The organism is Ruegeria sp. I1, assembly GCF_056532675.1.
Map to the genome: position 1 here is coordinate 1 of NZ_JBQFNM010000012.1, position 13,435 is coordinate 13,435.

The following is a 13,435-nucleotide window of genomic DNA, read 5'->3' on the forward strand; positions in this document are numbered from 1 at the left end:
AGCAACCCGCTACGACAGGTGCCCCAAGGTCTTCTTGTCCGCAATCGCACTCGCAGCACTCGTCATATACTGGCTATGAGTCCTGACCCTAATACCTCTCATCATTTTTGTGCTGGGTTGGATGTTTTGGTCTTGGATACACAGGGCGTCTGCGACGCCCGAAGAGCATCTTCAGATCACAATGTCGATATGGCCTATGCAAGGGATTCACAGCGATTGGCATCGAAATGTTTCAATCACTTACAAAGGTGAACGCATTTCCAAAGAGCTTCTAGGGGATACGGGATGGTGGCGTGGTTCTAACTTGTACCGCCATATTTCAGGGGCTTATGTCGTGCATGAGGGGCAAGGCTGGTGCTTCGGCTTCACCCTTGAACCTTTGGAGTTTGACAGAGCTCTTGAAGATGTCTGTATCAAAGGCCAAATCACAACGGGCACATTGAATGGGCGTTCGCTTTACTACCGTGACTTAATTTATTTAGGGCACTTTTACGAAACTTGGCGCGATAAAGAAGGTGTAAGAATCCGATACTCTGGAGCTGATCGGACCCCAGAAGTTGAACTACCTGACGGACCATGAACTACATGCTTCGAACCTGAGAAATTCAGATTTACTCAATGTCTGCTTTGTCCGCACATCCGCCATTGGATCAAATCGACTTGGCGGCAGGACCAAGGTTGTATGGTGAGTGATACCAACCGGAAACAGAATATCTAATACAGTGCACCGAAAGTTCGCTGCGCAAAAAAACAGCGGCCCGATTGGACCGCTGCTTTCAATCTCTATCCTGAACCAAATCAATCCAGTGTCCGCGTAACCTCTTCGCGCTCGAAGATTTCGATCACGTCGCCTGCGCGTATGTCGTCGTAGTTTTCGAACGCCATGCCGCATTCCTGACCCGACTGAACCTCGGCCACTTCGTCCTTGAAGCGTTTCAGCGTCTTCAGCGTGCCTTCGTGGATCACCACATTGTCGCGCAGCAGGCGGACGCCTGCGGACCGGCGGGCGACGCCTTCGGTGACCAGACAGCCGGCAACCTTGCCAACACCGGTGACCTTGAAGACTTCGCGGATTTCCGCATAGCCGATGAACTTCTCGCGGATTTCGGCGCTCAGCAGGCCGGATGCAGCCGCTTTCACGTCATCCACGAGGTCATAGATCACCGAGTAATAGCGGATTTCCACGCCCTTCTGGTTCGCAGTGTTCCGCGCCGAGGCGTTTGCACGCACGTTAAAGCCCAGGATCGGCGCACCGGACGCTTCGGCCAGGCCGACATCCGTTTCGGTGATCGCACCAACGCCCGAATGCAGCACGCGCACGCGGACTTCGTCGTTGCCGATTTTCTCCATCGCCTGAACGATGGCTTCGGCAGAACCCTGCACGTCCGCTTTCATCAGAATTGGCAACTCTGTGACGTTTTCGTCTTCCTTGGCCTTCTGCATCAGCTGCTCAAGGGTGGTTGCAGCACCGGCAGCGGCGCGCTTGTCCTTTGCGGCCTGTTCACGGTAGGCAGCGATTTCGCGCGCCTGCGCTTCGGTTTCGGTAACGTTCAGAACGTCACCCGCTTCGGGCGTGCCGTTCAGACCCAGAACCTCGACCGGAACCGAGGGGCCAGCCTCTTTGACGCGTTCGCCCTTGTCGTTGATCAGGGCACGGACTTTACCGTATTGCTCACCCACGACGAAGATATCACCCTGACGCAGAGTGCCGTTCTGAACCAGAACGGTAGCGACGGGTCCACGGCCCACATCCAACTGCGCTTCGATCACGGCACCCTGGGCTGCGCGGTCGGGATTGGCTTTAAGCTCCAAAATCTCGGATTGCAGCGCGATGGCTTCCAGCAGTTCGTCCAGACCCTGACCGGTGATGGCCGAGACTTCGACATCCTGAACCTCACCCGACATCTTTTCGACGATCACTTCGTGCTGTAGCAGATCGGTGCGCACCTTGTCCGGATTCGCATCTGGCTTGTCGACCTTGTTGATCGCAACGATCATCGGGACACCCGCCGCTTTTGCGTGGTTGATCGCCTCGATCGTCTGCGGCATCACCGCGTCATCCGCAGCAACAACCAAAACCACGATATCCGTGACCTGAGCGCCGCGGGACCTCATCGAGGTAAAGGCCGCGTGGCCCGGCGTATCCAGGAATGACAGTGTGGTGCCACCATCGGTTTTCACCTGATAGGCGCCGATATGCTGGGTGATGCCACCGGCTTCGCCCGCCACAACGCGCGCGTCGCGGATTGCATCCAGTAGAGAGGTTTTACCGTGGTCGACGTGACCCATGATGGTGATGACTGGCGGACGTGGCTGCAGATCGTCTTCGCTGTCTTCGGCCTCTTTGATGACGTCTTCGACATCCGAATCAGAGACGCGAGTCACCTTGTGGCCAAACTCTTCGATGATCAGTTCTGCAGTATCAGCGTCGATGGTCTGGTTCTGCGTGACCATCATGCCCATCTGCATCAGTGACTTAACCACATCGGCCACGCGCTCAGCCATGCGGTTGGCCAATTCCGAAACCATGATGGCCTCAGGTAGCTGAACGTCACGAATGACCTTTTCCCGCTCGACTGTACCGCCCATTGCTTTCTGACGCGCGCGCTCTTGCTTGCGCTTCATGGCTGCCATCGAACGCTGGCGGTTGCCTTCGCCACCGGTCGCTTGACCAAGAGTCAGCTTGCCCGAACGGCGGTTGTCATCACGCCCCTTGCCGCGGTTGCCGCGCTGCTCACGCTCGCGATCCTGCTTGCGTGGCGTCGCCGCTGGCGCAGGTTTGCTGGCCGAGCTACGTGCGGCTTTTGGCGCTTCAGGAGCCGGAGCCACAGCTGCGCGCTTGGCGGCTTCTTCAGCCTCTTTGCGCTGACGTTCTTCTTCTTCAGCCTTGGCACGGGCGCGTTCTTCAGCTTCGCGCTGCTCGCGTTCTTTGGCCTCTTGCTCGGCACGGCGGCGGGCACGTTCTTCTTCACGTGCTTTTTCCTGCGCTTCGCGCTGTGCCGCTTCTTCGGTTTCGCGGGCCTTGGCAGCCTGCAATGCCTTCATACGGCGCGCCATTTCCGCATCGGAAATTCCAGCAGGACGACGCGACGGATCACCCGAGGGCGTTGTTCCACCGCTCGGCTTGCTGGCACCCGGCTTGGGGACCACCACGCGTTTGCGTTTGGTTTCCACCACGACATTCTTGGTGCGTCCGTGGCTGAAACTCTGTTTCACATTTCCGGGGCGCGCCCCGCCACGAAGACCCAATGTCTTTTTGCCGTCATTATCGCTCATAAAGCTTCTTACCCTTCCGCGCGGCCCCTGCCGCCGTCATCCGTTTCGCGCAAGCCACGCAGGCGCTGCGCTTCCTCTACAACACGTTTGGCAAGACCGCCAGAGGCCAAGGCCGCATGAATCACCGTTTGGCGCCCAAATGCCTGTCCTAATTCATCTGCCGTCAGCCAACCGATGTACTTTCCAAAGTGTGGCGTACTGAGTTTCGACTTGCCACGCCCCGATCCATCTGCGGCCTGAATCAGCACCTGTGCTTCTTCCCGGTCCAGCCAGGTCTTGACCTTTTCGTAGCCCGCAACCGCATCACCAGACTTGCGCGCCAGGCTCAACAGCTCGATCACCCGACGAGCAACCTGCTTTTCCACGTCGTCGATCAGGTCTTTAGGCACATTTACCTGCGCCTTGAACCCACGTGCGAACAGCTTCTTGCCCACGGCCTTGTCCAAAGCGGCACGATCCGCTGCCACATAGACCCCGCGCCCCGGCAGTTTCGCCGCGACATCCGGATAGACCTGTCCATCCGGGCCGGTGACAAAGCGGATCAGCCCGTATTTGGGCTGCACCTCGCCCGTGGCGATGCACTTCCGCTCTGGCCCATCGGACCGGTCTTTATGGACGCCACCGCGACCCATGTCAGCCACCCGAGGCCCTGAGATCAGGCCTCGGCCTCCTCTTCTACAACGTCGCCGTCTTCTTCGGCCTGCTCCAGTTCAGCCGGGTCAACCCAGCCCAGCATAATGCGCGCTGTCATCACCAAATCCTGCGCCTCTTCCAGCGTGACGCCGAAGGGCTCCAGAACACCGTCATCCTTGATGCGTTCGCCATCGACCGTGGTCCAGCCACCGGCCAGTTCCCAGTCAGCGCAGGTTGCGAAGTCTTCCAGCGTCTTCACATCATCCTTGGCCAGCGCCTCTACCATCTGGGGAGTCAGGCCTTCGAATTCAATAAGGCTGTCCTCGACACCCAGCGCACGGGCCGCATCCAGCGCCGCCTTGGCCTGTGCCTCCAAGAATTCGCGCGCACGGGTCTGCAATTCCTGCGCGGTGCCTTCGTCAACACCGTCGATGACCAGCAGTTCCTCGATTTCGACATAAGCGACTTCTTCAAGGTTGGTGAAGCCTTCGGACACCAGCAGCTGAGCGAAGAATTCGTCCAGATCCAGTGTTTCCATGAACAGCTGGGTGCGGGCTTCGAATTCCTTCTGACGGCGCGCCGATTCTTCGGCCTCGGTCATGATGTCGATGTCCAGATTGGTCAGCTGGCTGGCCAGACGCACGTTCTGACCACGGCGACCAATTGCGAGAGACAGCTGTTCCTCGGGCACGACGACCTCGATCTTGCCGGCTTCTTCGTCCAGAACCACCTTGGAAACCTCGGCCGGTTGCAGCGCGTTCACCAGGAAAGTCGGTTGATCTTCGTTCCACGGGATGATGTCGATCTTTTCGCCCTGCAGCTCGTTCACAACGGCTTGCACACGGCTGCCGCGCATACCAACGCAGGCACCGACGGGATCGATGGACCCATCATAGGAAATCACGGCAATCTTGGCGCGCGAACCGGGGTCACGGGCCACGGCCTTGACCTCGATGATACCGTCATAGATTTCGGGCACTTCCATCTTGAACAGTTCGGCCATGAATTCCGGCGCGGTGCGCGACAGGAAGATCTGGTGGCCACGCACTTCGCGGCGCACCTCTTTGATGTAGGCGCGCACGCGGTCATTCGGGCGATAGCTTTCGCGGCCGATCTTGTCATTGCGGCGCAGAACGGCCTCGGCCCCGCCCAGATCGACGATGACATTGCCGAATTCCTCGCGCTTGACCGCACCGTTGATGATGGTGCCTGCGCGATCCTTGAATTCTTCGTACTGACGGTCGCGTTCCGCTTCGCGGACCTTCTGCAGAATCACCTGCTTGGCGGACTGGGCAGCGATACGGCCCATTTCAACCGGCGGCACTTCTTCGACGAAAACGTCACCAACTTCGGGCGCTTCCATGTACTGGCGTGCCTGCTCGACGGTCATCTCGGCCTGATAGTTCTCAAGCTCTTCATCCTCGACCACGGTGCGGACGCGGGTAAACGTCGCCTTGCCGGTCTTGCGGTCGATGCTGACGCGGATGTCCATCTCGGCGCCGTAACGGCTCTTGGCGGCGCGAGCGAGCGATTCCTCCATCGCTTCGACAACCAGACCGGGGTCGATCATCTTTTCGCGGGCCACGGCCTCGGCGGTCTGCAGCAGCTCCAGCTGGTTGGCTGAGGTGATTGCCATCAGTTCGTCTCCTCTTCGGACCCTTCGGTCTCAATCTCGTCGAAAGCGTTTTCGTTCAGGGCGCCGGCATCCTTGCGCTGGCGCAGCATTTCCTTGATCAGGTCATCGGTCAGGACCAGCTTGGCATCGCTCAGCCAGTCGAATTGCAGACCGATGGTGATGGTTTCATCCCCCTCGGGGATGTTGATCAGAACCTCGTCCCCTTCGATCCCGGCCAATTCGCCCTTGAAGCGCCGGCGGCCGTCAATCAGTTCGGCGGTCTCGATCTTGGCCTCATACCCTTCGAAGGTCTCGAAATCCTTCAGACGGGTCAGAGGGCGGTCGATACCGGGGCTCGACACCTCGAGCGTATAGGCGTCAAGGATCGGATCCTCGACATCCAGCGTGGCGCTGACCGCGTTGGAAATTTCGGCGCAGTCATCCACTTCAATACCACCATCGGGCTTGTCGGCCATGATCTGAAGCGTGGTCTGCTTGCCGCTCATCAGGCGGATGCGGACCAGCTCATACCCCAGATCCTCGATCACCGGGGTGATGATCTCGGCCAGTCGCCGGTCAATGGCAGCTTTTGCTATCAGGTCGTTTGTCATCTGGTACTCTACCCTGTCAGTCGGGCACAAAAAAACGGGCGCGCGGCCCGTCGAATTTTCCGGTGGAGCCTTGGGCCAGAAGTCCAACGCGCCGCTGTTGCAACTGCATATACGCAGGAGTTTCCGAGTCTGCAACCCCCGGCGAAAATCGTGATCGAATTTACACCAGCCACCACCGTTCGGCGATGCGCCCATCATCCAGCAAAGCTTTGCCGATCTGCCTGGGCATCCCGACATGCGACGCAATAGCCAACGACAAATCCTTGTCATTCGGGAAAAATCGCAGGCCGCGTTTGTCGCGCAGCTGATCGCCCGCTGGCAGGGCTGCTATATCAACATATCCATCGCGCAACGCCTCGGCCCGGACCTGCGCGTCAGGGATCACAATGACCTCAATCTTATCGGCCCACCCGGCGGTATTGCCCTTGTAGTGATCTGTTACTTTCCGCCCCAGAAAATTCCGATCATCCTCGGCTCTTTCGACGCGGTAGCAGCCCGTGCCGTTGGCCAGTTTTAAGGGCGTCACACCCGAATCGTTCCGCGCGATCACAAATCTTGTGTCTGCCAACTGGAACGGCAACCCCGAATTTGGCGTAGCAAGCTCAACGCGCATTGCAGATGCAGACAAAGCCTCTGCCCGCCCAAACTCGGCCAACACCGGTACAACATCCGATATATCCAGGCCAGACCCATCGTGGAATTGAACCTCCTCGCGTAGACTGAACGTCCAGACGCAGGCATCCGCATCGGTTTTCCAAGCGGTCGCCAGCTCGGGCCGTAGCGTCCCGTCGGGCGCGATCTCGGTCAGCGTATCGAATACAGCACCACGGGCGACCTTTTCCAGGCTGTCATCGCGTGGTACGGCCAAACGCAAAGTCCCGCCAGCCTTGGGTGTATCCGCCAAAGACGCCCCCGTCGCCGCGAGCAATGCAGCCGCAGCACCCGAAGCGAACAAAGCACGACGGTCCATCCGGGTCATGCCCACCCCTCCGCCACGCGGTCCATGATGCGCACCAGTTCAGCGCTGATACCAGGCTCGGACAAGGCATGCCCGGCCTGGCGCACCATCTTCAACTCGGCATTGGGCCATCGCTCCGCCAGGTTCCAAGCGGCTTGCGGCGGGCAAATCATATCGTATCGCCCCTGAACGATATGGCCGGGGATATGCGCGATCCGGTCCATCTGATCCAGAATCTGCCCGTCCTTTTCCAAAAAAGCGTTGTTGGTGAAATAGTGATTTTCAAGCCGCGCAAAAGCCCGCGCATATTCGCCGGGGCTTTCGCCTACCACACCGTTGGAATGGATCGAGGCCAAAGCGTTCTCCCAAGCCGACCATGCCTTGGCATACAGGATTTCGGTTGCCCGATCGCCCGAGAACAGGCGCTTGTTATAGGCTTTGATCGTATCCGACAGCTCATCTTCGGCCAGCAGCGAGGTGAACTTGGCCCAAGGTTCGGGCCAGAACTTGCCTGCACCGCCGCCATAGAACCAATCCAGCTCGGATTGGGTCGCCAGAAACACACCACGCAACACCAAACGGCTCACCCGATCCGGATGGGCCTGCGCATAGATCAGCGCCAAGGTCGCGCCCCAGCTGCCACCAAACACCGTCCATTCCTCGATATCCAGCAGCGACCGCAGGCGTTCAATATCTTCAACCAGATGCCAGGTCGTATTGTTCTCGACCGAGGCATGGGGCCGCGATTTCCCGCATCCGCGCTGATCAAACAGAATCACCCGGAACACGCGGGGATCAAAATAGCGCCGCATCGCAGGGCTGCAGCCACCACCCGGGCCGCCATGCAGAACCACCACGGGTAAGCCGTCGGGATTACCGCATTGTTCCATATAAATCTGGTGCCCATCGCCCACGCTGACCAACCGCTGATCGAACGGGTCGATCGGCGGGTACAAATATTGCACTGCGCGCTTTTGGTCCGGGTACTTGTCCATTATGGCCCTATATAGTCCTCAAGACGTAAAAGAGCATACGGAGACAGGAATGCAAGCGCATCCGAACACGGTAGACCCATCCGAGATCGCAAAATTCGAAGCGATGGCGGCGGAATGGTGGGATCCGAACGGAAAATTCAAGCCATTGCATATGCTGAACCCCTGTCGTCTGGACTATATCACACAGCAGATCGCCGGGGAATTTGACCGTGATCTGAAGGCTGCGAAACCGTTCGAAGGCCTGCGCCTGCTGGATATCGGCTGCGGTGGCGGGCTGCTAAGCGAACCGATGGCCCGCCTTGGCGCGACGGTTGTGGGCGCAGATGCCGCCGAGCGCAACCTGCCCGTCGCCCGAATCCACGCCGAACAGTCGGGGCTGAAGATCGACTATCGCCACACAACGGCCGAGGATATGGCCGCCATAGGCGAACAGTTCGACGTTGTGCTGAACATGGAAGTGGTCGAACACGTGGCCGACCCGCAATCCTACCTGACCGCCACGCAGCAACTGCTGAAACCCGGCGGGCTTCAGGTGTGCTCCACCATTAACCGCAACCCAAAATCCTATGCGATGGCCATCTTCGGGGCCGAGGTCGTCATGCGCTGGCTGCCACGCGGCACGCACGAATGGAACAAGTTCATCACTCCTGACGAGCTGTTCGACCTGCTGCGCCAGGCCGGACTGGAACCGGTGGACCGCAAGGGGTTCGTGTTCAATCCAATCCTCTGGAGCTGGTCGATCTCGGACCGGGATCTAAGCGTGAATTATGTGACGGCGAGTGTGAAGGTGGGGTGACTCTACTCCCCCTCCAACTGCAACCGCAAATCCCTCAACACCGGCAGCGTGCTGCGCACCCGTTCCAACCCCAGTTCTCCGACCACGCGGTTGATCAACGGGGCAATCGACGAAATCGCCTGATCGCGCGCGCGGCGGCCGGCGGGGCTGATCGCGACCATCTTGCGGCGGGCGTCGTCCCAGTCAGGGCGGATGTGAATGTATCCGGCCCATTCCAGCTTGGCCAAGGTGTTGGTCATCGCCCCTCGGGTCACGTGGAACGTGTTGGCCAGTTGCGCCGGACTGCGCTCATCCCCGACAAACACCAGATGATTCAGCACCGAGAAATGCGAGATTTCCATGCCCTTGGGCAGCACCCGGCTGAGCCGGTTTCGCAATAGCTGATCGGCGGTCAGGATCTCGCTGAACAGCGTGACCGCTAGGGCATTGGTGTCGTCTGTCATGGTCCGTTCTGGATCAGGGTCCGTCGAAAGGGCGGCGATGCGTCAGCGAAGGTACACGCCGGCGCGCCTCTGTCACAGAACTATCATCCAAATCGAAAAAGTGAATGCCCGGATTGGTGCCTGCGTCGATGACGACCTCTCCCCACGGGGCCACGACCATGCTGTGGCCGTGGGTATGGCGGGTCTTTCCCCGCGTGGTGGGGTGTGCACCTGTTTGCGCCGGGGCAAGCACCCAACAGCCAGTTTCAATTGCCCGCGCCCGCAACAGCGATTCCCAATGGGCCGCTCCAGTGACAGGAGAAAACGCCGCCGGAACCGTCAGGATACGCGCTCCAGCCTGCGCCAACGCGGCATGCAAATGAGGAAAACGAATGTCGTAGCAGATGGTCAGGCCGACCTTGCCGAAATCAGTCTTGGCTACAACCGCGTGTTCGCCGGGGCGGTAGTTTTTTGACTCCTGAAACGTCTCGGTTTCGGTGACCTGCACGTCGAACATGTGGATCTTGTCATACCGCGCCACGATCTGACCCAGCGGGTTGATCATGAAACTCCTGTTGGCAAAGCGACCGTCCGGGTCGTGGGTCTTGATCCCCAGCGACCCGATCAGCAACCAAACGCCCAACTCGACCGCCTGCGCCCGTAGACCGGCCAGAGTGATATCGTCTTCTTCATGCTGCAACACCTCGCGCTGCCGCGTGGTGCTGTTGGACACGCAATTCGTGACCTCGGGCGTAAGGATGAACTGCGCGCCCTGCGCGACGGCCTCGGCCACCATGTTGCGAACCATATCCAGATTCGCGGCCGGGTCGTCCGTAGAGGTGATTTGCAGCAGGGCGGTTTTCATCAGGCCGCCAAAAGACGATCCAGCTTGCCCTGGCGGTCCAGCTCATAAAGGTCATCACAGCCGCCCACGTGGTCAGGACCGATGAAAATCTGGGGCACGGTGCGCTTACCGCCAGCGCGCTGAATCATTTCGGGCTTGCGCTTGGGGTGCATCAACACGTCGATTTCTTTGAATTCAACGCCTTTTTGCTTAAGCAGACGCTTTGCGGCATGGCAAAAGCCGCAAAGCGGCGATGTATAGATTTCAACCGGTTTCATGTTTCCGTCCCTTCGGGTTTCGCTCAATCTTGGGCGAAATAGGCATCCTTGGCAACGCGTGCCAGCACCAACACGGAAATATGATTTGCCCCGGCAGCGCGGCACGCCCGCGTACACGCCGCAAGCGTCGCTCCGGATGTCATCACATCATCGACCAACAGGACATCGCGCCCCGAGATCTGTTGCCGTCGCTTGTGATGCGGCGCGATGACATCAGCCAGAACCTCAGCCCGTTGCGCAGCGGTTTTACCGTCCAGCACAGGGGTACGTTTGTGGCGCACCAGCAGGTCCGGGCAGACCTTTGACCCGGTTTCAGCAGCCAGATGTTGGGCCAGAAGCGCGGATTGGTTGTAACGCCTTTTCATCATGCGGGACCAATGCAGCGGAACCGGAGCGATCAGCATGTCAGGCCGGATAAGGTCACGCCCTGCCTGTGCCATCCAGCGTGCGGCAGGTCGGGCCAGTTCGGGCCTGTCCCCGTGCTTGAGTGCCAGGATCAGAGACTTTGCGCGCCCCTCATATAACAAGGCGGCCCGACCGTCTTGCCAGGGGCGTTGTGTCTTTCGGCAATCGTCGCAGTCGATCCGATGCCCATCGCCCTCGCCCGGGACCGCCGCACCACAACTGTCGCAAACCGTCCCGCCAATAAATGGCGTGTCGCGCCAGCACTCTCCGCAAAGGCCAAAATCCGAGTCGGTCAAGGCACCGCAGCTCAGACATCTGGGTGGGTAGACCAGTTGCAACGCGGTTTGCACGCGCTGCCAAATGCGATACTTGCGGGGTATGAAGCTGCCTGCGTCCAATGCGCCCTCGATTTTTGACCTTCCAACCCTGTTGCGCCGCCGCGCACGGGTTCAGGATAGTGCCCTGTTCCTGCATCGCGCCGCCGTGGACGAAGTACAGGATCGGCTGAGCATGGTTAACAGAACATTTACGGCGCCTGCGATTGTGACGCCGTTTGCGCATATCTGGCAGGATGTATTGCCGGGTGCCCAGATCGTCACAGATGACGACACGCTTGCCCTGAGCCAAGGCGCACATGATCTTGTCGTGCATGCGATGGCTCTGCATTGGGCCAATGATCCGGTTGGGCAACTGATCCAATGCCACCGCGCCTTGCGCCCCGATGGCTTGATGCTGAGTGTGTGTCTGGGCGGCGAAACCCTGCATCAACTACGCGCGGCGCTTGGACAGGCCGAGATTGAAGTGACAGGTGGGCTTAGCCCCCGGATCGCCCCCATGGCAGAGCTTCGAGACCTGGGCGCACTGCTTCAGCGTGCTGGATTAGCTTTGCCTGTTGCGGATGCGGTGCCTCTGACGGCCGAGTATCACGATCTGACCCATCTGATGCATGATCTGCGCGCGATGGGGGAAACGAACGTGCTGGCGGACCGGCTTAAATCACCTACGCGCAGGCAGGTATTCGCACGTGCGCAAGAGATTTATGCCAGGCATTTCAGCACCGGCACAGGCCGCTTGCCTGCGACCTTCGAAATGATTTGCCTGACCGGTTGGTCACCTGACGACAGCCAGCCCAAACCGCTGCGCCCGGGATCTGCCCAAATGCGCCTTGCTGACGCGCTGAACACTAATGAGGGCAAACTGTCCGATTGACGATTGGGTTTTTCCCTTTATCTCAGGCCAGAATGCAAAAACTCAGGAAGACCCAAATGTTCGATGCAATTCGCCCTGCGCATGCTCCAGCCGATCACCCCAAAGTCAAAATGGGGCGCGTGGGTATCTTGCTCGCCAACCTGGGTACGCCGGATGACTACAGCTACTGGCCAATGCGACGCTATCTGAACGAGTTTCTGTCGGATCAACGTGTAATCGACTATCCCAAATGGAAGTGGCAACCGATCTTGCAGGGCATCATCCTGACCAAACGCCCTTTCAGTTCGGGCGAGGCGTATAAGTCGATCTGGAACCACGACAAAGGCGAAAGCCCGTTGATGACGATCACCAAGGATCAAACCGCCAAGCTGCGCGATGCGATGCAGACACGCTATGGGGATCAGGTGATGGTCGATTTCTGCATGCGCTATGGCAACCCGTCGACCAAATCCAAGGTACGCCAGATGGTGGCAGAGGGCTGCGATCGCATCCTGTTTTTTCCGCTTTATCCGCATTATGCCGGGGCAACGACAGCCACTGCCAATGATCAGTTCTTTCGCGCGCTGATGGAGGAGGCCTGGCAACCGGCCAGCCGAACCGTTCCCGCCTATTACGACGAACCCGCCTATATCGAGGCGCTGGCGCAATCGGTCGAGCAAGCCTATGCCGCCATGGACGCCAAGCCGGATACACTTGTCTGTTCCTATCACGGGATGCCCGAGCGCTATCTGCAACAGGGCGATCCTTATCACTGCCAGTGCGTCAAGACATCCAGGCTGCTGAAAGAACGCCTTGGCTGGTCGGATGATCAGATTGTGTCCACTTTCCAGTCCCGTTTCGGGCCCGAGGAATGGTTGAAGCCCTATACAGTGGATCACGTGGCCGATCTGGCGCGTCAGGGCAAAAAGAACATCGCCGTGATCGCCCCGGCCTTTTCCGCCGATTGCATCGAAACGCTGGAAGAGATCAACGAAGAGATCAAGGAAAGCTTCGAAGAGGCGGGCGGTGAAAGCTTCACCTACATTCCCTGCCTCAATGATGACGATTCGCACATTTCAGCGCTGGGCAAGATTATCGAAGACAATCTGAGCGGTTGGCTGGACTAAGCAGCCCCACCTTTCAGGCATGAAAAAAGGCGGTGGAGCGATCCACCGCCTTTTCTCTGGATAAAGCTCGTAAGCTTAGCCAGCTGCAACAGCTGCGGCCACAACGACCAGCAGGATCAGCGGCAGCAGGATGCCCTGCGAAGAACCCTGAGTTTCTTCAACAACAACAGGTGCTTCAACAACCGGCTCTTCCAGGTTGCCCGCATATGCGGTCGAAGCAGCAGCAGTCAGAGCAGCGGCGAGAACGAGTTTTTTCATATTAACCTCCAGAATTTGCGCGATTCCAA

15 protein-coding genes are annotated in these 13,435 nt (G+C 58.8%); 4 read left to right on the forward strand and 11 right to left on the reverse strand.

Annotated elements, in window-relative coordinates:
* Positions 1–196 precede the first annotated feature (196 nt).
* Positions 197–580, forward strand: a complete 384-nt coding sequence (locus ACR0DH_RS18505) for a hypothetical protein (RefSeq protein WP_480852842.1) — start codon at positions 197–199, stop codon at positions 578–580.
* A 218-nt stretch (positions 581–798) separates the two neighbouring features.
* Here the strand turns inward: ACR0DH_RS18505 and infB are convergent, their stop codons facing one another.
* The 6 genes from infB to pip form a co-directional block, all read right to left on the reverse strand.
* Complete coding sequence (gene infB / locus ACR0DH_RS18510; RefSeq protein ID WP_480551511.1) at positions 799–3,276, reverse strand: translation initiation factor IF-2; 2,478 nt, start codon at positions 3,274–3,276, stop codon at positions 799–801.
* Positions 3,277–3,284: 8 nt separating this feature from the next.
* Entirely contained in the window at positions 3,285–3,908 is a 624-nt protein-coding gene (locus ACR0DH_RS18515) for an RNA-binding protein (RefSeq protein WP_480551509.1), read from the reverse strand.
* A gap of 23 nt (positions 3,909–3,931) precedes the next feature.
* Positions 3,932–5,545 (reverse strand): transcription termination factor NusA, encoded by a 1,614-nt coding sequence (gene nusA, locus ACR0DH_RS18520; protein ID WP_480551507.1) that lies wholly within the window; start codon positions 5,543–5,545, stop codon positions 3,932–3,934.
* Positions 5,545–6,135, reverse strand: coding sequence for a ribosome maturation factor RimP (gene rimP / locus ACR0DH_RS18525; RefSeq protein ID WP_152459779.1), 591 nt, complete (start codon positions 6,133–6,135; stop codon positions 5,545–5,547). The genes nusA and rimP overlap by 1 nt, the downstream gene beginning before the upstream one ends.
* Before the next feature lie 160 nt (positions 6,136–6,295).
* On the reverse strand, positions 6,296–7,114 hold the full coding sequence (locus ACR0DH_RS18530; RefSeq protein WP_480551505.1) for an ABC transporter substrate-binding protein: 819 nt from the start codon (positions 7,112–7,114) through the stop codon (positions 6,296–6,298).
* Positions 7,111–8,088 carry a prolyl aminopeptidase gene (gene pip, locus ACR0DH_RS18535; protein ID WP_480551503.1) on the reverse strand — a complete coding sequence of 326 codons (978 nt, stop codon included), beginning with the start codon at positions 8,086–8,088 and terminating at the stop codon, positions 7,111–7,113. The genes ACR0DH_RS18530 and pip overlap by 4 nt, the downstream gene beginning before the upstream one ends.
* Positions 8,089–8,137: 49 nt before the next feature.
* Here pip and ubiG point away from each other — a divergent pair, with 49 nt between their 5' ends.
* On the forward strand, positions 8,138–8,884 hold the full coding sequence (ubiG, locus tag ACR0DH_RS18540; RefSeq protein WP_480551501.1) for a bifunctional 2-polyprenyl-6-hydroxyphenol methylase/3-demethylubiquinol 3-O-methyltransferase UbiG: 747 nt from the start codon (positions 8,138–8,140) through the stop codon (positions 8,882–8,884).
* A 2-nt stretch (positions 8,885–8,886) separates the two neighbouring features.
* Here ubiG and ACR0DH_RS18545 read toward each other — a convergent pair whose 3' ends face one another.
* From ACR0DH_RS18545 to ACR0DH_RS18560, 4 genes are read right to left on the reverse strand one after another with little or no spacing between them, the layout of a single operon-like run.
* On the reverse strand, positions 8,887–9,327 hold the full coding sequence (locus tag ACR0DH_RS18545; RefSeq protein ID WP_480551499.1) for a MarR family winged helix-turn-helix transcriptional regulator: 441 nt from the start codon (positions 9,325–9,327) through the stop codon (positions 8,887–8,889).
* 13 nt (positions 9,328–9,340) lie between these two features.
* Positions 9,341–10,171: a carbon-nitrogen hydrolase family protein gene (locus tag ACR0DH_RS18550; protein WP_480551497.1), complete on the reverse strand. Its 831-nt coding sequence runs from the start codon at positions 10,169–10,171 to the stop codon at positions 9,341–9,343.
* Positions 10,171–10,428, reverse strand: coding sequence for a glutaredoxin 3 (gene grxC / locus ACR0DH_RS18555; RefSeq protein WP_480551495.1), 258 nt, complete (start codon positions 10,426–10,428; stop codon positions 10,171–10,173). Before grxC ends, ACR0DH_RS18550 begins: the two co-directional genes overlap by 1 nt.
* A gap of 23 nt (positions 10,429–10,451) precedes the next feature.
* The gene (locus tag ACR0DH_RS18560; RefSeq protein ID WP_480551493.1) at positions 10,452–11,231 is read right to left on the reverse strand and encodes a double zinc ribbon domain-containing protein; all 780 of its coding nucleotides are present in this window, start codon (positions 11,229–11,231) and stop codon (positions 10,452–10,454) included.
* Between ACR0DH_RS18560 and ACR0DH_RS18565 the strand changes: the two genes are divergently transcribed.
* Positions 11,212–12,042 carry a class I SAM-dependent methyltransferase gene (locus tag ACR0DH_RS18565; RefSeq protein ID WP_480551491.1) on the forward strand — a complete coding sequence of 277 codons (831 nt, stop codon included), beginning with the start codon at positions 11,212–11,214 and terminating at the stop codon, positions 12,040–12,042. The two genes, ACR0DH_RS18560 and ACR0DH_RS18565, sit on opposite strands and share 20 nt — an antisense overlap.
* A gap of 56 nt (positions 12,043–12,098) precedes the next feature.
* Positions 12,099–13,148: a ferrochelatase gene (hemH, locus tag ACR0DH_RS18570; RefSeq protein WP_480545185.1), complete on the forward strand. Its 1,050-nt coding sequence runs from the start codon at positions 12,099–12,101 to the stop codon at positions 13,146–13,148.
* A 75-nt stretch (positions 13,149–13,223) separates the two neighbouring features.
* Here the strand turns inward: hemH and ACR0DH_RS18575 are convergent, their stop codons facing one another.
* The gene (locus tag ACR0DH_RS18575) at positions 13,224–13,406 is read right to left on the reverse strand and encodes a hypothetical protein (protein ID WP_170455786.1); all 183 of its coding nucleotides are present in this window, start codon (positions 13,404–13,406) and stop codon (positions 13,224–13,226) included.
* Positions 13,407–13,435: the final 29 nt, after the last annotated feature.

Bases quoted from the DNA above. Each gene is read 5' to 3' on its own strand.
- ACR0DH_RS18505 (WP_480852842.1), top strand. From the start codon at position 197: ATGCAAGGGATTCACAGCGATTGGCATCGAAATGTTTCAATCACTTAC.
- infB (WP_480551511.1), bottom strand. From the start codon at position 3,276: ATGAGCGATAATGACGGCAAAAAGACATTGGGTCTTCGTGGCGGGGCG.
- ACR0DH_RS18515 (WP_480551509.1), bottom strand. From the start codon at position 3,908: ATGGGTCGCGGTGGCGTCCATAAAGACCGGTCCGATGGGCCAGAGCGG.
- nusA (WP_480551507.1), bottom strand. From the start codon at position 5,545: ATGGCAATCACCTCAGCCAACCAGCTGGAGCTGCTGCAGACCGCCGAG.
- rimP (WP_152459779.1), bottom strand. From the start codon at position 6,135: ATGACAAACGACCTGATAGCAAAAGCTGCCATTGACCGGCGACTGGCC.
- ACR0DH_RS18530 (WP_480551505.1), bottom strand. From the start codon at position 7,114: ATGACCCGGATGGACCGTCGTGCTTTGTTCGCTTCGGGTGCTGCGGCT.
- pip (WP_480551503.1), bottom strand. From the start codon at position 8,088: ATGGACAAGTACCCGGACCAAAAGCGCGCAGTGCAATATTTGTACCCG.
- ubiG (WP_480551501.1), top strand. From the start codon at position 8,138: ATGCAAGCGCATCCGAACACGGTAGACCCATCCGAGATCGCAAAATTC.
- ACR0DH_RS18545 (WP_480551499.1), bottom strand. From the start codon at position 9,327: ATGACAGACGACACCAATGCCCTAGCGGTCACGCTGTTCAGCGAGATC.
- ACR0DH_RS18550 (WP_480551497.1), bottom strand. From the start codon at position 10,171: ATGAAAACCGCCCTGCTGCAAATCACCTCTACGGACGACCCGGCCGCG.
- grxC (WP_480551495.1), bottom strand. From the start codon at position 10,428: ATGAAACCGGTTGAAATCTATACATCGCCGCTTTGCGGCTTTTGCCAT.
- ACR0DH_RS18565 (WP_480551491.1), top strand. From the start codon at position 11,212: ATGAAGCTGCCTGCGTCCAATGCGCCCTCGATTTTTGACCTTCCAACC.
- hemH (WP_480545185.1), top strand. From the start codon at position 12,099: ATGTTCGATGCAATTCGCCCTGCGCATGCTCCAGCCGATCACCCCAAA.
- ACR0DH_RS18575 (WP_170455786.1), bottom strand. From the start codon at position 13,406: ATGAAAAAACTCGTTCTCGCCGCTGCTCTGACTGCTGCTGCTTCGACC.